A 26,183-nucleotide genomic window follows, 5' to 3' on the forward strand; every position below is an offset into this window, starting at 1 on the left:
AGCTTAATAAAATATTGATAACAAAAGCGCGGTTCCCAAATGCCTGGGACCGCGCTTTAGTGTGTAGTCTATTAGATTATATGTCTTCGGCAGATTTATTTGAAAATTCGTACCAGCAGTTCAGCCATCTCGCCTCTGCTAATGGCGGCTTTCGGTTTGAGCGTTCCATCAGGATACCCGCTGATCCAACCCGAGCCTATGGCTTTCTCGAATGCTGTGGAAGCCCAGGAAGCAATCTGCTGATCATCCTTGTAGGATTGCAGTCCAGTAGGACTGGAAATGGATGTCTGATTCTGTATCGCGTGTGACAGGATCACCATCGCCTGTTCACGGGTAAGGCTCTCATTAGGTCCGAACGTCTGAGCAGTTAGCCCTTGAATCCATCCCTGACGGTAAGCGGCATCCACGGCCGATCCAGCCCAGTGCCCCTTCATATCTGTAAATGAGGTAGACAGGCTCTCGTCTCCAGTAGTTCCTAAAGCCCTGATCAATGTGGCTACAAATTCTGCACGGCTCACCGCACGCTCAGGGCGCATGTTGCCGTCTTTATAGCCCTGCATCCAGCCTTTGGCTGCAAGAGATTGTAGGGACTTCGCTGCCCAGTGACCTTGTAGGTCCGGCCATACCTGAGCTGGTTCTTGCGAATCTGACGAATGGATGGGGTCATTTTGTACACGGGTCTGATCAACCTGAGACGCGTTCGTAGAGACGGCAGCGGCAAAGGTACCTAATCGAGACGTATTCAGACTCACACCCGACAAAATCCCTTGTGAATTCACCACAGCAGTACCTTTTAGAATCTCACGTTCACCATTTTCATACATCACAAGAATGGAGAATTGAGGTTCAACATTTTGCAATTCACTTGAGGATACGCTATCCAGCGGCAGAACGATGGACGAATTCCCTGTCACGTTAGCTTTAATTTCTACAGCCGGTCCTATCAGCTTCAGGTTGGGTTGCTGCTCGGCCCAATCGCGAAATTGCTGATCTGCCTGCTGGAATGACATGGTGACGTCCTGCTGACCTGAGGCGGCCATGCTGGTTAGTGTGTCACTGGATACCATCAGCGTCCCATATTGGGATATCACTGAAGCTCCGAGCTGATCCCATTTATTTAGTACAGAATGAGTGAGGAGAACACGACTCATTTGCTTTTCCTGCTCCAAACGAATGTCAGCGTATGCCTTGCCTTCACGAAGTGCTTGTTGGATCTGTTCATCCAGGAATGCCGCAGGAGGAACAAAGAGGGAGACTGTTTTCCCTTGCTCTAAAAATCCTATCTGTTGTATGCCAGCAGATAGATCCTGATCCTCATTTTTATCTTTATTAGACTTGCCTGTGTCCACACTTACTTTGGCAGGGACGATGACTTCTATGGCCTGCGTCAAAGCATGAGAACCATCACTTACCTTCATGACATTCAGCATGACAGTGACAACGGAAGGGGTGTCTGCTTGAACAATAGTTCCGTCTGTACGCACAATGTCTGGCTGACTGCTGCTGCTGATGGTCACACGGAAGCCATTAGGTACGGCAGGCAACCTAAGCAGTGTATCACTTGTTGTAGGGGCAGGTATGCTTGTGATGGAATCCGCGACACGCTGCGCGGTTAATCCTTGCGGATACACTAGCCCTGAGGGAGCGCTCTTCATGCCATTTACGTTCTGCAGCACATAGAAGCTGGCTCCTTCGGGTACAGGTGTAAATGTATATTTTCCCTCACTCGAAGCGATTCCTTCCGCTATAAGCTCCTGCTGGGCATTATACAGCTCAAGCCGTGCGCTCGGTAAAGCGCCTGTGACAATCACAGAGGCAATATCCTCGTCGCCTGCTGCGGCTGCAACAGCACGGGGCAACACGTTTATACGGCGTTCTGCCGGTTCTGCGGTCCAACTTCCATTGTCGCTATAAGCATAGTTCAATACGTATACACCAGGTACATTCGTATCGACATTGCCGATCCCTGAAAGATCGGGGACCAGGATATTGCCGTATACACTGTCCAATACACTGGCTCCCGGATCCGTGAAGCTGTCGCCGGTTTCCAAAACAATTGGATTATTGCCGTTCAGTCGTACATAAGGTGTATTCGGCAATGCTTTCAGCACGGTGATCGTGAATGTTCTTTGGACAGAAGCTATGCCTTTAGAAATCATAGCAATTAACTGTACATTCATATCACCGTCTGTATATTTAGGCCGATTTACCTGACCACTATCACTGAGGATATCCGGTTGATCCGAGGACCAGTCGATCTGGGTATCAAATGCCCCTGTACGAGGCAGGGCGATGGAATCCTTAATCCCTTGCGGGTAATCCAGATTCAGTGTATTTGCCGCCAAATTCACTGCTTCATCAGCGCTTACGGGCAATGCAGGTACGAGCAGACTGAAGGTTTTTCGAAGCTCAACCCCACCTCTTGACACAACCGCCTCCAGCGTGATGGTCTGATCGCCCTGTACATAGGTTGGGAAGGTTACATGTCCAGTATGATCCAGGAACTCAGGTTGACTCGACGACCATGACACCTGAACGCCATTCAGCGCATCCTTTGCCAAATATACGTCTCCGGTTACTGTCGTTAGCGGTAGTTCCAGTGCTCTGTATGCTGCGTCCACGGCTTCAGTGTCGCTCATCGGCAGACGGAGTACGTGTGCAGTAAAGTCCTTTGTTTTCGTTAAGCCTGCAAGTTGCAGGGTAGCCGTTAGGGTAACGTCCGTATCTCCACTACTATAAGGAGGTCTGGTGAGTGTTCCATCTGCTGCAATGACAAGAGGTTTGGACGAGGACCATTCGATCTGCACTCCACCATAACCGGAGAGAGGGAGTGATACATTTTCTTGTACCGCAGACAAATCACCAAGCGATAGGGCATCTGCTGCTTGATTTAATGTATCTTGAGCAGTCATCTTTGAAACGGTAACTTCGAAAGTTTGGGTATCCGAGGCGGTTCCTTTCGCAATCGTTGCTGTCAGTTTTACTTTTTGGTCACCCAAATCGTATCGCGGACGTATTACAGCGCCTTCGTTCGTAATGACGTCAGGAGTATCCGAACTCCAGCTCACCGTCGTATCATTTAACCCAGTGAGTGGCAGTGTCAGCTTTTGGGATACCGAATCCACTGTATCTCCAGGAGAGAAGCCTAAAGTAAGGGCGGCTTTTGCCTGTGCAACTCTCTCGGCATCGGTAAGTATGGTCACTTTGACCTCTGAAGGAGTGCTCTCCCCTTTAGCATTCACGGCCTGAACCGTGTAAACTGCTTCACCTGGCGGCAATGCTGAAGTGTCTATGAATTGGGTTAAGCTGCCTGTATAGAGCGTTACGCTATCTCGCATGACTTTGTATGAGGCTGCATAAGGAACGGCATCCCAGCTTAACTCCACGGTATTTCCATTTTTAGTACCTGTAAAATGACCCGGAGCTTGTGGAATGGGGAGTCGTTCCCCATAAGCTGCGAATTCCATGATGGAGGCCCATTGATTGTTTCTTGCATTTCCTTGATCAATATATAATCGAAGGTATCGTGTAGTTACAGGAGTAATGCTCTTTTGAAAATTAGAGCTCACATTATTCTGCACAGTATCCACAGTCGCCCAATTAAATCCGTTGCTACTCGTCTGCAATCGGAAACTGTATGGATCACGTTCATCGTTCCATCCATAATGGACACCCATACCTGTAACAACGTATCGATCTACGATATACCAGTCTCTCAGATCTACCTCGATCCATTTTTCACCGTTGCTGGCTTGATACCAGCGGCTTGTCGGTTCGATTGACCCATCCACAGCCTTGGAGGGATCATAGGGCTGGGTGTAGCCACTTGATGTTGTTGGTTTGTTAAACACTACATTTTCCCAGCCGGCAGCATTGGTTTCATTCGTCCCTATGAGCAAAGCCGCACCGCTGATAAATGGCAGCAGTGGAATCAGCACACGGTAGGGTTTTAACTTGTTGCGTGTGAAGTTATTTCCTTCGAGCACGCTATCACCTCTTCTTTATTAAATAGCACACCACTTGAGCGTGTTCATATTATGGGCGGGACGGGTAATCCCCTTCGATTGCGATGTAGTAGTTTACATTCGGCAACGGGGAAGCTCCACGCAAGTCAGGCAATGCAAATGTACGCACTCCATCACCGCCAAAATTAGTGCCCAGCAGACTGTATAATGCTGAATACTGAGCAATGGGCAACAGCTGGCCTTCGCATTTTAGCCAGCCCTTAGGAGCGAACGTGTATGGGTACATCGTAATTTCCCCCATATAAGGCTCATAACCTGCGTGTGCCTGTTTGGGGCTAATCGCTGTTCCTCCTAACAAAATGACCGCCAACAGACTCAATACGGCGGCTTTCTTCCAAAAATGATTCTTCATACCTACAACTCCTTTAGATTCGAATAATGGACCACGAATTCAACAAATTTGTGACATTAGTCATAGAATGAATAGATATTATCATGGATTTCCATTTTTGCAATACAGCTCATCTATCAAATTCACCTTTTTATTCCTTTTATGAGCAAAGAAATTTGTTCCATCTGCCTCATCTTTCATGCATCTTTTTTCTAATCCAGGTAAATCTATATACAAATCCTATGGAAGTGAAGGAGGAGACAGCGTGTGGCAGGTCATTGGAACTCATGCGCCCAAATGGAATATATGGGTGGAAGCCTTCTTTTTGTTCATCATACCTTTGATTATTTTTCTGACAGTACGACAACTTAAAGCGCTGGATGGTCGAGAGAGCAGACGTATGGAACGATTAAAGCTTATGGAAGAAGAAGATCGTTCGGAGCAGGCAGATCATAATCCATCTGTCAGTGAGGCAGAGAAGGAAAAGGGGACCTTTACCGAAGATTATGAAGCCAACATAGCAAAAATCAGACAAGCAGTTGCAGATATGGCAGACGTAAACGAACGCTCGATTTTTCTGGAAAATCTGAACGCTGTAAGCACACTTTTTTTTGTGGATGGATTAACGGACAAGGTTGGCATGGATCAGAATATATTAAAACCGCTGATGGATTGGGGCAGCTCCGGGCAAGAGAAGGGAGAGCTTCCGCGAGGAAAAGAGCTTCGGGATATGATTGTTCACCAGGTCATGCTGGTATCGGAGACGGAGTATACGTTAGAGGTGCAGTTCTCCTTGCAAAAGGTGCTGTTTGGTTCAGTCATACTCGTGATTCAGGGCATACCGGGTGCTTTTGTGCTGGGTACACCCAAGGGAAATACACGAGGAGTGGAGGATCCCATATCGGAATCGGTGCTGCGCGGACCGAGAATTGGTTTTACAGAGACACTCAGCGACAATACAGCGATGCTGCGCAGGCATGGAGAAAGTACAGAACTGGCCATGTCATCCTTCAAAGTCGGCAAAAGAGTGGAAAAACAGCTCATGGTAGTGTATTTCAGAGACATTGCCGACCCGGAGCTTGTAGATGAGGTGAAGCGGCGGGTCCAAACCATTGATATGGATGAGGTACTGGAGTCGGGCTATGTAGAGCAGCTTATTGAAGATAATTTTCTTAGCCCATTTCTGCAAATTCAAAATACGGAGAGACCGGATCGGGTCATGGCTGCATTGCTGGAGGGACGTGTCGCGATTCTGCTGGACGGTACACCTTTTGCGCTTCTTATGCCTGTAACGTATGGGATGATGCTCCAGTCTCCCGAAGATTATTATGAGCGATGGCTACCGGGGTCGCTGATTCGATTTCTTCGGTTTATGGCTACTTTCATATCGTTATTTGCTCCAGCGCTTTATATCTCCTTTATCTCGTTTCATCCCGGACTGATTCCAACCAAGCTGGTCATTTCCATTATCAGTGCTAGACAGGGAGTGCCGTTTTCGACGTTGATTGAGGCCCTGATTATGGAGATTTCCATTGAAATTTTACGCGAGGCAGGACTTCGGCTCCCCAAACCCATCGGTCCAGCGATGGGTATCGTCGGCGGTTTGATTATTGGACAGGCGGCTGTTGACGCCGGGATTGTAAGCCCGATCCTCGTCATTGTGGTGGCAGTCACAGCGATTTCTTCCTTTTCCGCCCCTGTATACAGCGCTGGCATATCCATGCGTGTTCTTCGTTTCGGTGCCATGTTCACGGCGTCCATCTTTGGCTTGTATGGCGTGATCATGTTTTTTCTGATGCTGAGTATTCATATGGTTAAATTACACAGCTTTGGTGTTCCGTTTCTTAGTCTAACGACCCCCCGTTCGTTCAAAGACTGGAAAGATTACTTCGTACGAGCACCGTTGCAATTTATGAAAAACAGACCCATTCTTTTGAAGCATAAAGACCCTAAGCGACAAGGATGAGTTCAACACAGGAGGGAGCAAGATGGCCCGTGGGAAAAAAGCGGATAAGATTACAACGTTACAGACAACGGCAATTGTGGTTTGCTTTATGCTGGCTGCCGGGTTGCTTACCCTTCCAAGAGTAGCAACTGAAGCTGCAAAAACACCGGATGCGTGGATATCTGTCATTTTAGCAGGGGTGGGCACTTTTCTGTTCGGATGGGTTATAGTCAAACTAAGCTCACGGTTTCCAGAAAGTACCTTTTACCAGTATGTTCAGCAAATAACAGGCAAATTCATTGGCAAAGGGATTGGCATGCTGATTGTTATTTATTTTGTTTGTATAGCCGCATTTGAAATCCGATCTGTGGAGGAAGTAACGTCGTTCTTTCTGCTTGAAGGCACTCCGGCGTGGGCGATTTCAGCACCTTTTATGTGGCTCTCTCTGTACCTATGCATGGGGGGAGTGGGTTCATTAGGAAAGATATGTCAACTGATATTTCCGGTTTCGGCGGCTATCTTTTTGCTGATCTGCTTGCTGAGTTTAAATATTTTTGAATTGAATAACTTGCGTCCTGTCTTGTCGGAGGGGGGAATGCCAGTGCTTAGAACGCTCAAGACTACAATCCTGACATTAACGGGGACAGAGTCCTTGCTGATTATTCTTTGTCGGATGGAAAAACCTGAGAAAGCAACCAAGGCAATCGGACTGGCGATTGGGATCGCGGTCGTTTTTTATACAGCTACGTTGATCCTGTGCATTGGCGCCTTTTCAATGGAAGGGGTGTTGAGCAGAACCTGGCCATTTTTAGATTTGGCCCGCAGCTTTGAAGTGGAGTATCTGTTGTTGGAACGGTTCGAGTCCTTATTGCTGACCATTTGGATCATGCAGATTTTTGCCACATTCAGTATTGCTTTTTATTGTGCTTCGCTCGGAGTATCTCAAATTTTGAATAACTCTTATTCCAAGATGTTGTTCATTTTGCTTCCGTTTATCTACCTCTTGTCCCAAATTCCGAAAAACTTGAATGAGCTATTTTCTTTTGGAACGGTTATCGGAAATGTAGCGTTCGCTTTATTCGCGCTACTTCCACTGCCCCTGCTGCTTATTTCTCGCTGGAGAGGGGTGGGGTCATGAAGAGAGTCCAGTCAGGATTACTCGGATTGATGGCTCTCCTGATGTGCTGTACACTTTCAGGTTGCTGGAGCAGTTCCCCAGTGGAGGATCTAAATCTGGAGACAGGTATTGCTTTGGATATAGCGGAAGAATCCTCGCAAGAAAAACAAATTAATCAGGAAGGGGGAGATTATCCAAAAAAGGAGTTAATTACAGGAACCTTTCAATTTGTCATTCCAGAGGAAAGTGGCGGCTCCAACAGCTCCTCTCCACAAGCAAAGAAATTTTTTAATATTACGGAAACAGGCGATTCCGTTTTTGAAATGATAAGAGAAATTTCTTTACGGACCAATCGACCTCCCATTGGGCAACATTTGAAAACGGTTATTATCAGCTCCAGTCTGCTTCGCAAGATTCCGTTGTATGAGCTGCTGGACTTTTTCTTGGGGGATAATGACATTCGGCCGAGTGTACTGCTGCTGATTAGTACAGAAAAGGCGGGAAATACACTCCAGGAGAAAATCCCTGGTCAGATTCCTGCCTATATTTTAAAGGATATTTTCCAAAACCGGAAACGGAACGCACGGTTGATAAAGCCTATGGCCTTGGTTAAAGTGATCGGACCCATGAAGGGCGGAAGAAGCTTTATATTACCCAATGTCATTACGGCGGAGAATGAAATCAAGCTCGCAGGTGCGGGAATCATCAAGGGAAAGACACAAACATACGGTGGTTATCTGAATGAGTCAGAGGTTGAGGGTCTTATGTGGATCAAAGGCGAGCTGAAGGGAGGCGTGCTGAAAAGCAGCGATCCGAAGACCGGTAAAAACATAGCATATGAGATCAAAGCGGGTAAAAGCAAGATCAAGGCCATCGTCCAGGGGGACGACATTTTCTTTCAGGTAAAAATGACCTCAGAGGGACGTGTTTCGGAGGTGCATATAAAGAATGAAGATTTGCGCAACAATAATGTGCTTGGACAAGAAGAGAGTCTCTTTCAGGAGAAAGTGAATTCATTAGCTGAACAAACCGTAGCTAAGATGCAAAAGCTGAAGGTTGATGTCGGAGGTTTCGGAGAAGCCTTGAGGATCCAACATCCTAAAGTTTGGCATAAGGTCAAAAAGGATTGGGATACCACTTTTAGCACCATTCCTGTACGGTTCAGCACAGATATTCATATTGAAGATTACGGCTCTTCGATTACGACGGCAGACTAAAAGGAATTTCGTTTGCATCTGTTATAGAAAAACCTTCAATACCACGAACCTAAGTGGAATTGAAGGTTTTTTAGTCTATTTAAACAGAGACAGTGTTTCTTTCAGCCACGTAATATAGCTTTCTTCCCGATTAATGGCACGGCTCAGCACCAAATAATGACCGAATTGACTAGAGCCGGGTACTTGAAAGTTCTCGTCCAGCCGCTGGAGAGAATTTTTACTTTCGTACAGGTATTCCAGCTTTTCTTCACGTTTGGCAATCTGATCCTCGAACAAGCGCTTACTTTCTTCCTTGGGGATGGCTGCTGAGAAATACAGCATGAGCATAAACTCATCCTTTTCTGTTTCCGGTAACTCTTTGGCGCTTAGCAGCCATTCGGTCAGCTCTTGGGTCCCTTTGGGGGTAATACAGTACAGCTTCTTTTCCAGCTTGGCTCCTGTAATGGAGGTGCGGTATTCAATGAGTCCCTCTTCGGTCAGTCTTTTGAGCTCGGGATAAATCTGACTGTGCTTAGCACTCCAAAATTGTCCAATTTCCTGCTTGAATTGGCTCGTAATATCGTAGCCGCTCATTTCCTCTTTGTGAACCAGACCCAAAATGGCATATTTTAATGTGCGTTTCAACGTAGCTCTCCTCGCAATGGGGTATTTGACAATAGTATATCACAGCGCTACAATTTATATGTATCTTAAAACATGTTTATATTTACATGTTTGAATGATTATTATTTATTATTTTGGTGTCTTGTTCAATTCATAAACTCATAATAAGGAAAGAAGGATGCAAGATGGACAAGTTTATCGGCAGTCACATGATTTACACCTATGAGAATGGTTGGGAGTACGAAATATATATTAAAAATGAGGATACGATTGATTATCGCATTCATAGTGGTATGGTAGGCGGGCGCTGGGTACGTGATCAGAAGGTCAATCTGGTGAAGCTGGTAGAGAATGTGTATAAAGTATCGTGGACCGAACCGACAGGCACAGATGTTTCCCTAAACTTTATGCCTGAGGAAAAACGTATGCATGGCATTATTTTCTTCCCTAAATGGGTTCATGAGCATCCAGAAATCACGGTACGCTACCAAAACGATTTTATTCCGCTGATGGAAGAATCGCGTGAAAAGTATGAAACCTATCCGAAGTATGTAGTTCCTGAATTCGCGGATATTACGTTCATTGAAAATGCAGGTGTGAACAACGAACAATTGATTTCTCAGGCACCTTACGCTGGAATGACAGACGACATTCGCGCAGGGAAGCTGCAAGCATAATCGAACATGGTTAATAGAAGTTGTGCAGCCTGAGCCTGTGGTAAGCAGTCTCAGGCTTTTTTACGTAAACTGGAGAGTGGATTACCTATGCAGTGGTGGACGATAGCTAGAATGAATAGTAGACCAGCCCATGCTCGATAAGATATGAACGACTAATCCGAGGGTGGAGGGTGGTCGCTGTTGGGGAGAGAATGTACGAGTTCGCATGGGCAGCCAGATCGGATAGGGCAGATAGAGCCAACTCTGTTTTAACAGGTCCCCAGTGATCAGCGCGGTGTTTAATATATTGTTCGGTCTCGGTCAAGGACAGACCTTTGAGCGAGGTAAATACGGAAGCCCAGCGGACGAGATCAAAGGTGCCTTTAATTTCAGGCAGCTTATATTCCGCCAGGCCTTGAGCGCCGTTACACGACATAGTAAGCAAGCCGCAGCAATGGTGTTGATACTGTTCAGGATCAGGAAATTGACGATGGTCGTATTGGATAATTGCTATGGAACCAATGCATAATTGCGTCGTTTGCAGCGTTGAGGGCTGGGCAAGCGTCAGGTTCATACTGGAACGGCCTCCTTCTCGGGATCGTTGTAATAGGGATGGAAGAATCATACGTCACAGCGGATGTAATGTAAATCATGAATATAAGCGTAAAACAAGAATATGTAGCGGAAAACGGATTTTAATGGCAATGGAAACGGATACTTGTATCCGTCTCTTTCATTATCTTGACGATGGTCTGTATATTACAAAAAACAACCCCAGGTCACCCCAGGGTCGTCTTTACAAGAAATATATATCTGCATTGCAAAATGCTTGTTTAGCTGAATCACACGGGTGTTACATCCTGAATGGCTTCTTCTTTTTCCTCTTTCCAGATCACGTTCTCGCGATAGTTAGATCCCCAATCGTACATCGCTCGCAGTACCGGGATCAGGCTTTCGCCATGCTCCGTCAGTGAATATTCCACATGTGGAGGGACGACAGGATAGACTTTACGCAGAATGAGTTGATCTTCTTCCAGCTCGCGCAATTGGTTGGTCAGCATTTTTTGCGTAATGTGGGGGATCAGCTTCTTCAATTCACCGAACCGCTTGGTGCCTTCCATACCAAGATGCCACAAAATAATCAGCTTCCATTTGCCACCGATGACCGCGAGAGTCAATTCTTTATCACAATTAATCAGCTTCAAATCAATCCGGTCTTTTACAGTTGTGATGTTCATCGACCTCCTGTCCGTAGTTATTCCAAGTATACTATGCATAACTACAGTACGCAAAAGGAGATACATCCATTTTGGAAACTATGCATACGATGGGATACGAATAGACTGAAATCACAATCTGATGATGTGCGCCAGGCTGGAAGCTTCCAGAAATCTACGACGTTTAAGAAGGAATAACGATGGTGTTAAAGGACTCCGGCTCCAGCCCCAAACGGTGTGTTATTTCTCCGACAGACAGGTTCAGCACGCGAGATTCCTTGAACGGGTTGGCGATGACCAAAGCCCTTTGTCCGTCTGTATTTTGAAAAGCAACCGCATTTCCAGCCCATGAACCTTGAATTCCAATGCGTCTGGCCCCTGGCAATACAAAATGAGAAAAGTGCTTCATAACGTAATATTCCGGGTTCAGCATAGGTTTTCGATCTGCTGGATCAACGGTGATCATCGAATTTTGCTCCCAGCCCCATGTGCTCTTGCCTCGTGGTTCCAAAACCATATTCCAGTAAATATATGCATTCACGCCATTGGTGAAGTAGTGTTGGTACAGGTTATATACATATTTGGCGTAGTCCCATGAGTTTTCTCCGTTTCCGCATTCATTTTCGGTCTGCATATAACGAAGCTCAGGATAGCTGGCTACGGTACGCTGAATGGCATTTTTACCTGCCCACTGATAACCTACACCTTTAATATATTTATAGGCCTCGGGGTCACTCAATACGGTATGGGCATACTCATCGAAGCCAGTTGAAGTTTTCTTCATTAATTCCTCCCACGGATCGGGAGCGTTAATAGTACCCAGCCAAATTTCCGTATCCAGTCCGTGTTCTTCAAAAGCAGGCCCCAAATAGTCGCGAATAAATTCACGTAGTTGTTCTCCGGTCCATACGCAGGAAGGGAATTTCTGATCAGCAATGACTTCATTTTGAACATGAACCTGATGAATCGTAATGCCTGCCTCGCGGTATGCCTGAACAAATTTGACAAAGTACAACGCATACGCTTTCAAGATATCCTTTTCCCAGCGCAACGTTCCGTAATTGTAGGCTTTCGGTGATTTCATCCATGTCGGCGGACTCCAGGGTGAGGCGAACAGCTTCAAGTCTGGATTGAGTTGTAACGCTTCCCGAATAAAAGGAATGAGATATTGCTGATCGCGCTCAATGGAAAAGTGCTTCATCTCTATGTCGCCGTCCGTTTCATTATGGCTGTACCATTCCAGCGCGTAGTCACTCGCTCCAATAGGAAGTCGGCATATCGTGAATTTGTGCTCGCCCTCCGGGTGAAAGAGAGCATGAAGCACCTGATCCCGCTCTTCGCTGTCCAAATGATTCAGGGCCACATAACCTAATTCATTAAAACAGCCGCCAAAGCCTTCTACAAGCTGATATGTTTCTCTTGTAAAGGTTAGGTTGGCACTCTCTTGGGTTTGGGTCAAATGATGAGCTTGGGATTGCCAAGCATTAGCTTTGGAAGTGGAAAACCACTGAATGGTTTGATTGCTCATGTGTACCCCTCCTGTTCAATCTTTTTGTATCTCTACTTATTATAGGGTAGGATCGTAGGGGAAGAGATGGTCTGAGCGAAGACAAATTTGCCCTTATCCAAGGTGAAATTTGCGGATGAGAAGTTTCCGTAAATAAGAAGTGGCGAGAACACATAAAGTACACATCTCTTTGATATGCTGTTGTCCTAGAATGACCGAAAGAGGGAAGTCGATTTGAATAAAAGAGTTCTTCTCGTGGAGGATGAAATACGTATTCGTGAAGTGATTGCGGATTATTTTAAACAAAATAATTGGGAAGTCTATGAAGCAGGCAATGGAAAAGATGCACTCCTCTGGTTTGATTCGGTGCAGCCGGAACTCATTATACTCGATATTATGATGCCTGAGCTGGATGGTTGGGAAGTATGCCGTCAGGTACGCAGCCATTCAGGTGTACCGATTATTTTGCTGACGGCCAAATCCGGTGATGATGATAAAATATTGGGCTTTGAGCTGGGGGCAGATGACTACGTGACCAAGCCTTTCAGCCCCAAGGTGCTGATTGCTCGCGCGAACGCGCTGATGAAACGGGTAGAGGGACATGTGCAGCCGGAGTCGCATATTTTGCGGTTCGGCAGTGCTATGCTCAACACGATGGCTCATCGGCTTGAAGTGGATCAGGCGGAAGTTGAGCTGACGCCCAAGGAGTATGAGCTGCTGCGGCTGCTTATACATAACAAAGGCATAGTTGTTTCACGAGAGGCGATACTGAACCGGGTGTGGGGTATCGACTTTGAAGGGGACACACGAGTTGTTGATACGCATATCAAAAAGCTGAGAAGTAAGCTGGGCCGTGAATCACGCCATATCCGCACGGTTTTTGGTACAGGCTACAGGTTCGAGGAGGAAGAATGAACAAACGGGGAGTTACCTTTAAGTTGTTCATTATGACGGTTGTGTTTTTCCTGTGTTTTTACGGAATGGTGATTTTAAGTCAATTGCTGTTTTTTGAAAATTTTTATCAGAAACAGAAGATTGGGCGTGTGGAAAGTCGTTTGCAAAGCTTCGGTCAAAGTTATGTCCAGGAAGCTTGGGGGTCTGGCAGGGTTTCGCGTGAGGCAGCTCGTTTTATGCTTCAGAATAAAAACCAGTTGGCGATTGTAACGCTGGACGGCAAAGTAAAGCTGGATGATGCGTTTCATATCAATCTCAGAAAAGCAGATGGTAAAATCGTTAAAATATCGTTGTCTCTGTTTATGAGCGAATACGGAGATGAACTGAGAGCTGCGCGGATTCAGCCTGGTGACACGGTGACCGTTGAAGGTGAGATGTTGGGAACTGACGGCATCTCCTCTGCCTATTTAATTTATCCATCAGGCATACAGAAGCTTGGTTTCAAAAATATAGGATCAATTTCAGATGAGACAAGCACAGATGACAGTGTAAGACTGTCCGGTACGGTGACAGAGATTGTGCTGCCGGATCTGAAAACATGGAGTCAGCGCCAAGGTCTGCTGTATAGTGCGCTGGAGGAATGGTTTCCTTTATCCCAAGAGCATCTGGGGAAGCTTAAAAATTTCGAGGTGTTGGAGGAAGAGTGGACGGAACCTTGGACAGGGGTACGAAATGCCATTATCGTCCATCCTGTTCGTCAGAGCACAGGCGAGATCGACCTCTTGTTCACTGTGACATCGTTGCAGGAAATCAGTGAGACGAATGAGGCTCTACGCTGGTTTTATCTGTATCTGGGGATCGGCGGATTTGCACTCATTCTGATTTTGTCCCTGTTCTATTCCCGAATGGTAACCCGTCCGCTCATTACTTTGAATAATACCGCCAAGCGGATGGCCAAGCTCGATTTTACAGCCCATACGCCAATCCGGCAGAATGATGAGCTGGGTAGCCTGTCCTACAGCATGTATACCCTGTCCCAGAACCTGGACACAGCTTTGCGTGAGCTTCAGGAGGCCAATCAGCAATTGGTCGAGGACATGGAACAGAAGCAGAGAATGGAGGCTGTACAACAAGACTTTTTTGCCAATGCTTCTCATGAGCTGAAAACCCCGCTAAGTATTATCAAAGGGTTTGCAGAAGGACTGCAAGATGGAGTCAGCGCCGGGAAGCAGGACCATTATATGAAAGTCATTGTAGAGGAAGCGGACAAAATGGAGCGATTGGTCAAGGATATGCTGGACCTTGCCAAATTGGAATCTGGAACCCTCAAGCTTCGCAAAACGACCTTTATTTTGAGCGAGCTGGTGGAGGAGGTTGTGGATAAGCTATTCCATCTGTTGAAGGAGAAGCAGCTGGAAGTGGTCATTATTCCTGCCAATGAGCTGCCGATTCATGCCGATATAGGATGGATGGAACAGGTGATTATCAACTTTGTTGTCAACGCCATACGGCATGCTGAGGAAGGAAGCTCGATCACGATTCGTATCGAAGGCTCTGGGGAAGTCAATACGTTTTCCATTGAAAATAAGGGGGAGACCATCCCAGACGATCAGTTGGAGCTGATATGGAATCGTTTTTACCGGGCCGAGCTCTCCCGCAGCCGCCAGACAGGTGGGACAGGACTCGGGCTATCGATCGTTAAACGAATTCTGGATTTACACGAATTCCGCTATATGGCGGAGAATACCAAGGACGGCGTCCGTTTTGTCGTTATATTCGGAGGCTAAGCTATGGCAAAGGAGTTAACAAGTATGAAATGGAATTGGTTGCCCTCACTTTGCACACTTGCAAACCTGGGGGCAGGGGTCCTATCCCTATACTTCACGATTCATGAGCAATATATGACCGCCTTTACCCTCGTGGTAGTGGCTGCTTTATGGGATGTACTGGACGGTTTGCTGGCAAGGCTGCTGCATTGCTCCAGTGATTTTGGCAAGCAACTTGATTCACTGGCGGATGTGGTCTCATTTGGTGTTGCTCCTGCTTTTCTAATCTTGCAGTACAAGCTGGGAGATACCCACTGGATAGGACCGCTTGTAGCCGTGTTGTTTGTGATATGCGGTGCGGTGAGGTTGGCGAGATTCAACCTGATGGCTTTTAGCAAAGGCTTTGTGGGTATGCCCATTACAGCTGCGGGCGTGATTTTGTCCTTTATGTTTTTATGGAGTGAGCATTTGAAGCCGGGATTGTTGCTGGCACTCATGGTAGTGCTGTCGTTCCTGATGGTTAGCCGTATTCCCTTCCCGTCCTTCAAAAAATAATCGGTCAGGAGGTGGCGCCTCTATGGAATGGGCCATCAGCATGATTACACAATACGGATATATTGCTATTTTTGCACTGCTTGCCCTTGGAATTATAGGGCTACCCGTTCCTGATGAAATTATTATGGTGTTTGTCGGCTACCTATCCTCTATCATGGTACTGAATTATTCCGTGTCTATATTAGTCAGTTTCATTGGGGCGATGACAGGGATGATGATCAGCTACACGCTAGGCAAAAAGCTGGGTCAGCCGCTGGTAGATAAGCACGGCAAGTGGGTGGGACTGACACCAAAGCGGTTTGCAAAGGTAAAAGGGTGGTTTGCGCGCTTTGGGTTGTGGACCATTTTGTTCGGTTATTTTATTCCAGGAGTCAGACATGCGACAAGCTATTTGTCGGGGATTAGCGCGATGCCTGTACGAAAATATATGCTGGTGGCCAGCGCCGGTTCTCTGGTATGGACACTGATCTTTATCTCCATTGGTTACATTGCCGGGGCCAATATAAACTTTCATTAAGGTGACCGCAAAAGTAATGTAGCATTTTTCACGTATTGCACCGATAATATAAATAAAAGAACCTGTACAACCAGTGAGGGGATCTGTATTGAATGCATTAATGAAGTATATTGAAAAGTTACCTGGTTTTCTGCAAATGATCTTGAATATCTCGCTGTTTCTGGTCGGGCTGATTTTAAGCTTCTTACTTCTAAAAGAAACATGGGCCATATTTTCATATGTGTTCTTGTCTACAGAAGACGACAAAAATTACTATGAATTCACGGAAGAACTGCTTGTATTCTTTTTGTATTTTGAATTCATTGCATTAATCGTTAAGTACTTTAAAACCAATTTTCATTTTCCATTACGTTATTTCATCTATATTGGGATTACGGCCGTCATCAGGCTCATTATTGTGGACCATGATGATGCTAAAAATACATTCTGGTGGTCCATTGCTATCCTAGTCATGGTAGGTTCTCTATTGATTGCTAACAGTAAGTTGTTAAAGAGAGAAAGTTGATGCCGAGGAAGATTGCAAGGGTGACAGTCAAGTGGGAGAGAGGGAATAAAGACGAATGGTAAGAAACTGGATGAATCATGCGGGCGTCAGGCGGGCAGCCGTCCTTGCGATAATCGTTTTACTGCTCTTCATGTTAAGAAGCATGATGAATATTATTTTGTTAACACTGCTGCTTACGATTTTGATTGGCAGCATATATAACGGTGTGAATAAGCTGATCAAGCGGTTCGCCAATGTGCCGCCTATGATTGTGCTGCTACTGGTATACGGGTTGCTGATTCTGATTATCGTGTGGGGAGTTTACCGCATGGTGCCGCTAATCAGCGTACAGGTCAAGCAGGTGTATCTCATGATACAGCAAGCTTACATGTACCCTGATCGTAACCAATGGAATGAAACGATTATTGAATTTATGGACACGCTCAATGTTCAGCGGTTATTTGAGCCTGGCTGGAATGCGGTAATGAAAATTAGCCAGTTGGGAACACAACTGCTGGTATCAATTATTTTGAGTTTGTTCTTCCTGATGGAAAAATCCTATATTACACGCTTTACAGCTACGTTTGTGGATAGTAAGCTGGGTTGGTTCTTCAAGGAAGTGGGCCATTTTGGACGCATGTTTCTGGGGACATTCGGGAAGGTGCTGGAAGCTCAGCTATTGATTTCACTCATCAACTGTATATTGACGACGACGGCTCTTTGGATTATGGGTTTTCCCAATCTGCTCGGCCTCGCGCTCATTATATTCTTGTTGGGGTTGGTGCCAGTGGCGGGTGTATTCATTTCCCTGATCCCGCTCGGTCTGATTGCTTTTAGCGTCGGGGGAATCAATTATGTGATTTACTTGGTTATTCTGATCGTAGTTATTCATGCGATTGAAGCCTATTTCCTGAACCCGAAGCTGATGTCATCCAAAACCAATTTACCGATCTTCTTTACCTTTGTTGTATTGATCTTCTCTGAGCATCTGATTGGGGTGTGGGGCTTGATTGTAGGTATTCCGTTGTTTGTTTTCTTCCTTGACCTGATCGGGGTACAACGCAAGCAAGAGAAGGATACCTAATCTATTTACGACAGATACGAACATAGTAGTGACCATTGATTTTTCATGACGAATGCCTGCGAAGCCGCAGGCATTTTTCGATTTCCTGGTATTCCTCATTTTATTCATGGGAAAGATGGCTGACGCTCATCACCGTTCAGGAGGAGTCCAACGGTACGCTTCACTTTCTTGGGGATATCGGATACCGTCAGGGTAGCTTATCAGCTCGATAATCGTTCCCCAGGGTGATCTTCCATATACAAACTGGTTGCCTGTCCCTGTTTCAATACCGGATAGCGTATGCGGAGGGGACAAGAGTGTTCCTCCTGCTTGTTGAAAACGTGCCGTCGCCGCGTTCATGTCATCCACATAGACAGCAAAATGCTGTAGGCCATAGTCTGCTAATTGGATAGCGAAGTTTTGCGGGGTGTTTTCCAACTGAAATAGCTCAATTCCAGGTCCTTCATGGATGCGAAGCAGACGAATATGAATGATACGTGCGCCTCGTTTGAGTCCTAATTGCTGTTCTGTTTGTTCTCCTTCTTGTGGAGGCTGCTGCTTGTTGAGGGCATCATAGCAGATGTCAGCCCCGAAGGCGTTCTGTAAAAAGGTCGTTGCCTGTTCCACGTCAGGTACCGTAATTCCAATATGATCTATTCCGCGTACGGGATGTTGTTTTGGGGTCATGTATACGTCTCCTCCTTCTCGTATCTATTGTTTTTACCCATAATCTAATGTTTACCCACCAACTTTTTAATTCTCTAGTTAACTGTAGTACACTGAGTATCCAAGATAAGATATTGTTAAAGGAAACGAGATGATATAGATGAGACAAAAAATTAAGGTATTGGCTATATCAGGGAGCCTTCGTCAAAAGTCTTCCAACACCGCGCTTATGAAGGCTACTATTGGATTGTCTTCTGAAAATAAAGCTGAATCAAGAGGGCATCATTACAAACGCTGATACTAGACAGGAGTTGGAAGCATTACTTCAAGGGCTTGAGCAAGCATGTCGAGGACAGGCATAGAAAAATTCAAAGCAGATCCTTCATCCTAGAAGGATCTGCTTTTTCGGATGGCCACCTACTACGTATTCAACGGCAGGTATTCATCAGTTATCTAAATGTTAGAAGTGTTCAATAAGCTCTCATAGACCTTTAAACGGGCATACACCGTTTCAAGTATCGGATATGAGACATTACTGCCAGAAGCCAATGCCAGAAGTGCACCGTGCAGATGACTTGCTTCAACCGGTAGATTTTTCTGCATATCACGTTGCATGGATGACATCATCGCAGGCTTTAAGGAATCCATCGTTTTTAGTGTATGTGCTTCCATTTCTGAATGAATAGGCATATCGGCGTTGCGTGCGAGTGTGACGATCTCATGCAGTAGCCTTTCATAGATTGCACGCGATTCGGGCGTGGCGAGTATAGCTCCGACGGAGCTACCCATGAGGGTTGTGATTCCGCTCATGCTGGCAATAAATATATACTTCTGCCAAATTTCACGCTGAATGTCATGACTGTGTGTGACGGTGAAGCCTGCATGATCAAGATGGCTACATAGTAGTTGCGCACGCTCTGAATTTGCTCCATCCCATTCCCCAAAAACAATGCGGTGAAACGGGCTTGTCTGAACGATAGAGCCTTTGTGATTTAACGTCGTTTCGATATAACAAAGCCCACCCAGCACTTTTTCAGTTCCGAAATATTCGCGCAAAGATTCAAAATGTTCATAACCGTTAAGTAAAGGAAGAATCATGGTATCTTTGCCGATATAAGGCGCAAGGTCGGGCTGCAATAGAGGCAGATGGTACGCTTTGACCGCGAGAATAATACAGTCAAATGGCTCAGCAGCTTCACCATAGGTAATAGCCTGGATCGGTGTCTGAAAATCTCCGTGCACACTTTGAATCGTCAGACCGTTTTTTGCCAAATGAAGCTTCTTGGAAGGGCGTACGAGAAAGGTTACATCTTCCCCCTTTTGAACCAGGCGTCCCCCAAAATAGCCTCCAATAGCTCCTGCACCCACAACTAGAAACCGCATCATAGGGTACCTGCCTTTACTTTTTGTTTCATTTCCTTTAGTTGCAAAACATTAAGTGCCTTCGAGTTTGTCATGATACATTCAATTCCTTTCCTACCTTGGTTTTGGAAAAACAAAAAAACCTTCCAGCACATTGCTGAAAAGGTCCGAAAGGCAAAAAAAGAGTCAATTTGCGACCGTTCTTTTGTCTCGGTCCTTTCGGATCAGAGCAAAATCCAACGAGTTCACCTCCATAGGCTCACGCTTATACTTATTAAATTATACCTTACCAGAGTACCGTTCGAATATATCGATACAGCCTCTCAGGGAAGTATACCAGAATATCAGGTTCCTGTCCCATATAAAGCCAATCCGAACAGTGTGTATACGATGGTATCCATAAAGCACGAACCTAGTATATATGAAGCGCATGAAGGTGATATAATAGGGCGCAAATAAGTTTATAGACCGATAACTTGGAGCAGAGGAGAGAAGGCTGGTGTTTGAGCAAATTGTAGCGTATGGTCTGAGCCAAAAAGAGGCCGTTAAGGATTATCCATTTGGAGCTGATCCCCTGGTACTAAAAGTAGGGGGCAAGATGTTTGCTCTCCTGACTGAAAAAGATGGCATTAGCCACGTATCCCTGAAATGTGATCCGGTCATTGCAGAAAACCTGCGTCAGCAGAACAAGGCAATTAAGCCAGGCTATCATTTGAATAAAAAGCATTGGAATACGGTAGAGGTTGATAATAGCTTTCCGTTGGAGGATTTGTACAGCATGATCGACCATTCGTATGAGCTGGTCTTCAAAAGCTTAACCAGAGCGCAACGCGAAGCGATTACGATGAGGATACGGGCTACGGATCTGTAAAGGGCTGGTGAAGCCCTTAGTAACAATTTTATAGTTTTACTTGACAGAAAACCACTAAAGATATATTCTTAATTTAAAGATAATTTATTTGAAAATAATATCAAGGAGTGGAACTGAATATGAGCGAACTGGTGAATGTTATTCAAGAGAGAAGATCGGCTTCTAAATTTATTCCTGATGTTACTATAGATGCAAAAGAACTGGAAGAGATATTTCAGCTGGTGAAGTTTGCTCCATCGGCTTTTAATTTACAGCATGCGCGTTATATCGTAGTGCAGGATGCAGAGATCAAACAAAGGCTGCATGATGAGGCAAGTAAGCAGTATAAAATATTAACCTCTTCGGCTACCATTGTAGTGCTGGGTGATACAGAGGCTTATACCAAGGTAGCTGACCTCAACGAAGGGTTCCTGAATTTGGGTGTTCTGAGCAAGCAGGAATATGATAGCACCGTAGAATCAGTAACTCAGTTTTATCGCGAGCGAGGACCTGTCTTCCAGAGGGAAGAAGCGATTCGTAATGCCAGCCTGTCGGCTATGCAATTTATGTTGATTGCCAAGGACAAAGGCTGGGATACTTGCCCAATGATCGGTTTTGACCCGGCGAAGGTGCAGGAAGTATTGAATATCCCCGAGCAATTTGTGCCTGTGATGATGATCACCTTGGGGAAAGAGGACGAATCGGGGCAACGGGCAAGAGGATATCGCAAGCCGGTTGGACAGTTTGTTAGCTACAATGGATTTTGAAATTTGTAAATCATCATGTTCATTAAGGAGTGACTAAGATGTCTTTGAAAACCGCTGGAATTCACCATATTACGTCCTTTGCAGGCGATCCACAGGGCAATGTTGACTTTTACGCAGGTGTGCTTGGTTTGAGATTGATCAAAAAGACAATTAACTTTGACGCTCCAGAAGTATATCACTTGTATTTTGGGAATGAAAAAGGCAGCCCGGGCACGATCATTACCTTTTTTCCGGCTCCGGGTACACGCAAGGGTAAAATTGGAGGCGGACAGGTCGGGATTACGACGTATGTTGTGCCGCCGGGCTCAATGGATTACTGGGAAAACCGTCTGCACAGCTTAAAGGTATCCTTCACGAAGGCTACTCGTTTTGGCGAGTCATTCATCCAGTTCCGAGACAATGAGGGCTTGCATCTGGAACTGGTGGAGCGCGAGGAAGGCCCGGTGAATACGTGGACAGCCGGAGGCGTGCCTACAAATAAAGCGATCAAGGGCTTTGGAGGAGCAGTGCTCTACAGTGCGGATTCCAAGCACACCCAAGGCGTGCTGGAGAATGTACTGGGCATGACTCCCATCGGAGAAGACGCAGATGCAGGCTATATCCGTTATCAGACGACTGGGGATCTAGGCAACCTGATCGACATTCCGGTCAAAGATGTACCATGGGGGAACGGCGGCGCCGGTACGGTTCACCATATTGCGTGGCGCGCGCAGGACGATACTGAGCATCAGGCGTGGGACGAGTGGGTTCGTCAGCATGGTTTTGGGACCAGTGGCATTGTAGATCGCCAATACTTCAATGCCGTATACTTCCGCGAGCAAGGCGGTATTCTATTCGAGATCGCAACCGATCCGCCCGGATTTACGGTGGATGAGGAATTGAATGAGTTGGGGCACAAGCTGATGCTGCCTGAATGGTATGAGTCTCAGCGCGCCGAGATTGAGTCTAATCTGGTTCCCATCGAACCTAGAGTACTCCAACAGGATGAATCGGTTTAAGCTGGACAATCACATACGGAACACCAAAAGGTCCAATGCAGGAAGATTTCCACCCTCATTGGACCTTTTGGTATCTGAATGTCATTAGTGTAAAAATAAGCGTGGAAGAGCTGTTTAGATCATGAGCAGCTCACGAATTTCCAGTTCGGTCAGTGCTGAAAGGCTTTCTTGCCCCGGCTGAATGACCTGGTCGATCAGATTTTTCTTTTTTTGCTGTAGCTCATACATTTTGTCCTCTACTGTACCTTGGGCGACGAGCCGAATAACCTGCACCACTTTTTTCTGGCCCATTCGGTGTGCACGGTTGGTCGCCTGCTCTTCTACAGCGGGATTCCACCACAGGTCATATAGAATGACGGTATCTGCGCCGGTGAGGTTCAGACCCGTACCTCCTGCCTTGAGGGAAATCAGGAACAGCTCGCGTTCTCCTTCGTTGAAGCGACTGCACAGCTCGACTCGTTCGGGGGCGGGAGTCTGTCCATCCAGGTAAAAGTAGGGGACCCCCTCACGAGAAAGCTCACGTCCGACCATTTGAAGCATCGTGGTGAACTGTGAAAAAATGAGCATCCGCTTCCCGGAGCTGAGACATTCCGTAATAATCTCCAGCAGTTGTTCAAATTTGGCCGAGCTTCCCGTATATCCTTCGATGAATAAGCCCGGATGACAGCAGAGCTGCCGAAGTCGGGTCAGACCTGCGAGAATTTTGATCCGGTTTTTCTGAAATCCTTCTTCGTTAAGATGCTTCAACGTTTCATGCTGGAGCTTGGCCAGATAAGCCGTGTACAGCTTTTTTTGCTCTGGCAGGAGGCGTGATACCTGCACGGATTCGATTTTCTCCGGTAGTTCCTTAAGAACATCGCTCTTCAGACGGCGCAGCAGGAACGGACGAACCCGCTTGGCAATCACATTACGAGGCAGGTTGTGAAACGCTCTTTTTCCGCCGGGAAATAGCTCAGGAAATACAACGTCGAAGATGGACCAAAGTTCTTCCAATGTATTCTCGATTGGCGTTCCTGTCAGGGCAAAACGGTAACGGGCTTGTACATCCTTAACGGCCTGTGCCGTCTGGGTAGCATGATTCTTGAACGCCTGCGCTTCGTCCAAAATGAGCGTATGAAACGATGGCTTGCTGTACACATCCGCATCGCGTCGCAGCAGCGGATAGGAAGTAATAATAACGTCATAGCTGGTGGCATCCCGTATAATTCGGCTCCGTTCCTCCGGGCTGCCATCAGCAATAATGACGCGGATATGCGGGGCGAATTTCTCCAGTTCATTCCGCCAATTGTACACCAGTGATGCAGGGGACACGATCATGGCTGGAAGCTGCTGACTGCGAATTTCCGGCAATACTGACACGAGGAAGGCAATGCTTTGCAGTGTTTTGCCCAGCCCCATATCATCTGCCAAAATACCTCCAAAACGGTAATGTGCTAAGGTCTTAAGCCATTGAAAACCATAGACCTGATAATCTCTCAAGATTGGAGCAAGCGTGACGGGTACTGGAAAGTCGAGATGGTCAGGATTGCGTATATTTTCTAGCAGCTGGCGAAAGGTTTTACCCAAGGTCAGGCTTTTTACATGATCGTGAGGATCAATTAAATACAGACCCTGCGTGACCGGGATTCGAATCTGCGCTGCATCCAGATCGCTTTTGCGGATACCTGTTTCGTTCATGAACCGAATTAATTCCTTGTACTCCTCTGTTTCCAGTGGCAGCAGGGCACCATTCGGCAGACGGTGATATTTCTGTTTTTCTTCCAACGATTGGAGCAGCTTGCGAATTTCCGATTCCGGTATACCCTCAATATCAAATTTAAATTCAAGCCAATCCGTACGTTCATCCCACTCCGCCCGTATTCTTGGGACAGGCAGGGTATTATTGATTTTCGATTTGACTGCACCCGTGGCATAGACGTCCAGCAACTTTTCCAGTTGTGGAACCGTATGGTACAAAAAGTCATACTCCGCATCTTCATCTTCCATAAAATATCCGCTGTCTGTTCTGGCAAAGGAGCTATGCTCCATCAGTTCCAAAATCCGTTGCTCCTGTTCCCCATCACGTATCAGAATCCGGTCGTTACCTGGCGTTCGTGCATCTGTTTCCAATGGGTTGATGATGATGTCTCCATATTGGAATTCCAATCCTGCCAGTAGTTTGTCTCTTATTCGGTCCAGATACAGCTTGGCCTTCAACGGATGCTGGGCGACCCGCTCTGAGACAGAACGGGTCATATGGACACGTCCGAGCTTCATTAACCCGGGCACGACCTTATCCATAAAAGCTTCCATCTGTTCTGGTGCGATCTGGACTGCTCGTCTGTGATGTACCTCGACCATTCGTTTTAGCTCGGACAAACGCCGTAAGGAATCATCCTTCTGCTTGACAAGCTTGCCATCGGCAATGACGACACCATAGTCCTCCATGATGGTCAAGTCATCTAATCCTTGAATGCTTAACTGGTAGCCCTCGCTTGTGGATTCGGCCTCATCAAATTCAAATTGCAGCGGAAGCATCAGGTCGGACTGAGGAATACCTTCGCTCATGTTACCGTGAATTTCAAAATAGACGCCCTGTGCTGCTGTCAGCAAGGGGAACAGCCTATCCCAAGCGGCAGGCGGGATGAGAAGCATTCGCTCGCCACTCATATGACTGCCGGAGGCTGAATACGTGCCAGAGGTTTCCCGAATCATGCGCTCCTGATGGCATACCTGGGATAATTGCTGTAGGATCGCATCATGTTCAGCTCGGAAGCGGTACAGCTCAGGCTCGTAAGAGAAGCTCTTCGTGAACATGTAGCTATTCCCACGGTCGATACTGTCCAGAAACGGACGGATTTTCTGAACGATGTATAATCGTTTGGGTCCAGCCTTCATTTCCAATCCAAACATATATTTTTGGTAACCGTAGGCAAAAGGCCGGATGACGAATTGAAAATCCAAGATCGCACGAGTATCCAGCAGCGTAGGAGTGCTGCGAAGCGGTCTCTTGCGGCCGAATAGTTTTAACATACTGTCGGTCAACTGGAGATCCCCTTGTGTGATGCCAGAGGATCGTGAAATTCTAGCAGTGTGTTCATTGGGGGTATCTGTAGATGTGTACATCCCGTCTGAACCCATGCTCCCCGCTGGATCTGGGGCAGTGCCGGGATGAAGTCTGGAGACATAGGAGCGTACGGATAGACTTTTTCCACGTCGCATATCATAGGCGTTAAGGAGAACAGCAGCAATATGTTTGCAATAACGTCCGGTGGTCTGAAATGAGCTACAGGTACATTCCGCGCGGATACTGCCGTTGGGCCGGATCATCGCAGCAACGGCATAAAAGCCGTTTCCTTTGACTGTAGCTTCATACACACCTTCATTATGATCTATTTGTGTAAAGGCCACCTTTTTGGCCCGATAATAGGCATCCCCGTCGTCATAAGCAGATTGACTGCATAGTTGTCTGATCGCTCGCCGGGTAAGTTCAAAACTCATGGTTCGTAATCCTTTCCTGAGTTATTCCGTTTTCTACATGATAACAGAACAGACCGGGTGAAGGACACTTGAGTGCGGAACGTAACTTTAGGAAAAAGAAGAGAAGAAAAAAAGCAGGCCTTGGTCCGTCATTGAACCAAAGTCTGCCAGGTGGCTACAGCTA

22 protein-coding genes and 1 pseudogene are annotated in these 26,183 nt (G+C 46.4%); 14 read left to right on the forward strand and 9 right to left on the reverse strand.

The window, feature by feature from the left end; translation table 11 throughout:
- Nucleotides 1-95 precede the first annotated feature (95 nt).
- Together ACUC6J_RS03415 and ACUC6J_RS03420 are read right to left on the reverse strand one after the other, a co-directional pair.
- Entirely contained in the window at nucleotides 96-3,986 is a 3,891-nt protein-coding gene (locus ACUC6J_RS03415; protein WP_447249755.1) for an immunoglobulin-like domain-containing protein, read from the reverse strand.
- Nucleotides 3,987-4,035: 49 nt separating this feature from the next.
- On the reverse strand, nucleotides 4,036-4,377 hold the full coding sequence (locus tag ACUC6J_RS03420; RefSeq protein WP_016819423.1) for a phage tail protein: 342 nt from the start codon (nucleotides 4,375-4,377) through the stop codon (nucleotides 4,036-4,038).
- 244 nt (nucleotides 4,378-4,621) lie between these two features.
- Here ACUC6J_RS03420 and ACUC6J_RS03425 point away from each other — a divergent pair, with 244 nt between their 5' ends.
- Genes ACUC6J_RS03425 through ACUC6J_RS03435 form a run of 3 tightly spaced genes read left to right on the forward strand, consistent with a single transcriptional unit; the run spans nucleotide 4,622 to nucleotide 8,635 of the window.
- Nucleotides 4,622-6,322, forward strand: a complete 1,701-nt coding sequence (locus ACUC6J_RS03425; RefSeq protein WP_153794565.1) for a spore germination protein — start codon at nucleotides 4,622-4,624, stop codon at nucleotides 6,320-6,322.
- 22 nt (nucleotides 6,323-6,344) lie between these two features.
- Nucleotides 6,345-7,439, forward strand: a complete 1,095-nt coding sequence (locus ACUC6J_RS03430; protein ID WP_090891249.1) for a GerAB/ArcD/ProY family transporter — start codon at nucleotides 6,345-6,347, stop codon at nucleotides 7,437-7,439.
- Nucleotides 7,436-8,635 (forward strand): Ger(x)C family spore germination protein, encoded by a 1,200-nt coding sequence (locus ACUC6J_RS03435; protein WP_039276750.1) that lies wholly within the window; start codon nucleotides 7,436-7,438, stop codon nucleotides 8,633-8,635. The genes ACUC6J_RS03430 and ACUC6J_RS03435 overlap by 4 nt, the downstream gene beginning before the upstream one ends.
- 75 nt (nucleotides 8,636-8,710) lie before the next feature.
- Here the strand turns inward: ACUC6J_RS03435 and ACUC6J_RS03440 are convergent, their stop codons facing one another.
- On the reverse strand, nucleotides 8,711-9,259 hold the full coding sequence (locus tag ACUC6J_RS03440) for a PadR family transcriptional regulator (protein WP_016819419.1): 549 nt from the start codon (nucleotides 9,257-9,259) through the stop codon (nucleotides 8,711-8,713).
- Nucleotides 9,260-9,423: 164 nt separating this feature from the next.
- Here ACUC6J_RS03440 and ACUC6J_RS03445 point away from each other — a divergent pair, with 164 nt between their 5' ends.
- A complete protein-coding gene (locus ACUC6J_RS03445) occupies nucleotides 9,424-9,915 on the forward strand; it encodes a phenolic acid decarboxylase (RefSeq protein WP_016819418.1) in 492 nt (163 codons plus the stop codon).
- 106 nt (nucleotides 9,916-10,021) lie between these two features.
- Here the strand turns inward: ACUC6J_RS03445 and ACUC6J_RS03450 are convergent, their stop codons facing one another.
- The 3 genes from ACUC6J_RS03450 to ACUC6J_RS03460 form a co-directional block, all read right to left on the reverse strand.
- Nucleotides 10,022-10,468: a hypothetical protein gene (locus ACUC6J_RS03450; RefSeq protein ID WP_151256092.1), complete on the reverse strand. Its 447-nt coding sequence runs from the start codon at nucleotides 10,466-10,468 to the stop codon at nucleotides 10,022-10,024.
- Between the two features lie 268 nt (nucleotides 10,469-10,736).
- A complete protein-coding gene (locus ACUC6J_RS03455) occupies nucleotides 10,737-11,132 on the reverse strand; it encodes a winged helix-turn-helix transcriptional regulator (protein WP_016819416.1) in 396 nt (131 codons plus the stop codon).
- Between the two features lie 163 nt (nucleotides 11,133-11,295).
- Entirely contained in the window at nucleotides 11,296-12,639 is a 1,344-nt protein-coding gene (locus ACUC6J_RS03460; protein WP_447249756.1) for a glycoside hydrolase family 30 protein, read from the reverse strand.
- A 213-nt stretch (nucleotides 12,640-12,852) separates the two neighbouring features.
- Between ACUC6J_RS03460 and ACUC6J_RS03465 the strand changes: the two genes are divergently transcribed.
- The 6 genes from ACUC6J_RS03465 to ACUC6J_RS03490 all read left to right on the forward strand — a co-directional run bounded on the left by ACUC6J_RS03465 (nucleotide 12,853) and on the right by ACUC6J_RS03490 (nucleotide 17,918).
- A complete protein-coding gene (locus tag ACUC6J_RS03465) occupies nucleotides 12,853-13,533 on the forward strand; it encodes a response regulator transcription factor (protein WP_016819414.1) in 681 nt (226 codons plus the stop codon).
- Nucleotides 13,530-15,299: a sensor histidine kinase gene (locus tag ACUC6J_RS03470; protein WP_257126657.1), complete on the forward strand. Its 1,770-nt coding sequence runs from the start codon at nucleotides 13,530-13,532 to the stop codon at nucleotides 15,297-15,299. The genes ACUC6J_RS03465 and ACUC6J_RS03470 overlap by 4 nt, the downstream gene beginning before the upstream one ends.
- Nucleotides 15,300-15,323: 24 nt before the next feature.
- Nucleotides 15,324-15,833 carry a CDP-diacylglycerol--serine O-phosphatidyltransferase gene (gene pssA, locus ACUC6J_RS03475; RefSeq protein WP_045245152.1) on the forward strand — a complete coding sequence of 170 codons (510 nt, stop codon included), beginning with the start codon at nucleotides 15,324-15,326 and terminating at the stop codon, nucleotides 15,831-15,833.
- A 22-nt stretch (nucleotides 15,834-15,855) separates the two neighbouring features.
- Nucleotides 15,856-16,350, forward strand: coding sequence for a DedA family protein (locus ACUC6J_RS03480; protein WP_016819411.1), 495 nt, complete (start codon nucleotides 15,856-15,858; stop codon nucleotides 16,348-16,350).
- A gap of 88 nt (nucleotides 16,351-16,438) precedes the next feature.
- Entirely contained in the window at nucleotides 16,439-16,855 is a 417-nt protein-coding gene (gene psiE / locus ACUC6J_RS03485) for a phosphate-starvation-inducible protein PsiE (protein WP_016819410.1), read from the forward strand.
- 55 nt (nucleotides 16,856-16,910) lie between these two features.
- Complete coding sequence (locus ACUC6J_RS03490) at nucleotides 16,911-17,918, forward strand: AI-2E family transporter (RefSeq protein ID WP_013369319.1); 1,008 nt, start codon at nucleotides 16,911-16,913, stop codon at nucleotides 17,916-17,918.
- Nucleotides 17,919-18,047: 129 nt separating this feature from the next.
- Here the strand turns inward: ACUC6J_RS03490 and ACUC6J_RS03495 are convergent, their stop codons facing one another.
- On the reverse strand, nucleotides 18,048-18,584 hold the full coding sequence (locus tag ACUC6J_RS03495) for a VOC family protein (RefSeq protein ID WP_447249757.1): 537 nt from the start codon (nucleotides 18,582-18,584) through the stop codon (nucleotides 18,048-18,050).
- Between the two features lie 139 nt (nucleotides 18,585-18,723).
- On the opposite strand from ACUC6J_RS03495, the pseudogene ACUC6J_RS03500 reads away from it, so the two are divergent.
- A pseudogene (locus ACUC6J_RS03500) lies at nucleotides 18,724-18,825 on the forward strand (flavoprotein); the annotation flags it as partial.
- A gap of 191 nt (nucleotides 18,826-19,016) precedes the next feature.
- Here the strand turns inward: ACUC6J_RS03500 and ACUC6J_RS03505 are convergent.
- Entirely contained in the window at nucleotides 19,017-19,946 is a 930-nt protein-coding gene (locus tag ACUC6J_RS03505; protein ID WP_447250279.1) for a ketopantoate reductase family protein, read from the reverse strand.
- 478 nt (nucleotides 19,947-20,424) lie between these two features.
- On the opposite strand from ACUC6J_RS03505, the gene ACUC6J_RS03510 reads away from it, so the two are divergent.
- From ACUC6J_RS03510 to ACUC6J_RS03520, 3 genes are all read left to right on the forward strand, one after another.
- On the forward strand, nucleotides 20,425-20,796 hold the full coding sequence (locus ACUC6J_RS03510) for an MmcQ/YjbR family DNA-binding protein (RefSeq protein ID WP_090891264.1): 372 nt from the start codon (nucleotides 20,425-20,427) through the stop codon (nucleotides 20,794-20,796).
- Between the two features lie 119 nt (nucleotides 20,797-20,915).
- On the forward strand, nucleotides 20,916-21,542 hold the full coding sequence (locus ACUC6J_RS03515) for a nitroreductase family protein (protein ID WP_016819404.1): 627 nt from the start codon (nucleotides 20,916-20,918) through the stop codon (nucleotides 21,540-21,542).
- A gap of 38 nt (nucleotides 21,543-21,580) precedes the next feature.
- Complete coding sequence (locus tag ACUC6J_RS03520) at nucleotides 21,581-22,540, forward strand: ring-cleaving dioxygenase (RefSeq protein ID WP_447249758.1); 960 nt, start codon at nucleotides 21,581-21,583, stop codon at nucleotides 22,538-22,540.
- Nucleotides 22,541-22,654: 114 nt separating this feature from the next.
- Here ACUC6J_RS03520 and ACUC6J_RS03525 read toward each other — a convergent pair whose 3' ends face one another.
- Nucleotides 22,655-26,020 carry a DEAD/DEAH box helicase gene (locus ACUC6J_RS03525; RefSeq protein WP_447249759.1) on the reverse strand — a complete coding sequence of 1,122 codons (3,366 nt, stop codon included), beginning with the start codon at nucleotides 26,018-26,020 and terminating at the stop codon, nucleotides 22,655-22,657.
- Nucleotides 26,021-26,183: the final 163 nt, after the last annotated feature.

This window comes from Paenibacillus sp. JJ1683, from assembly GCF_053006485.1.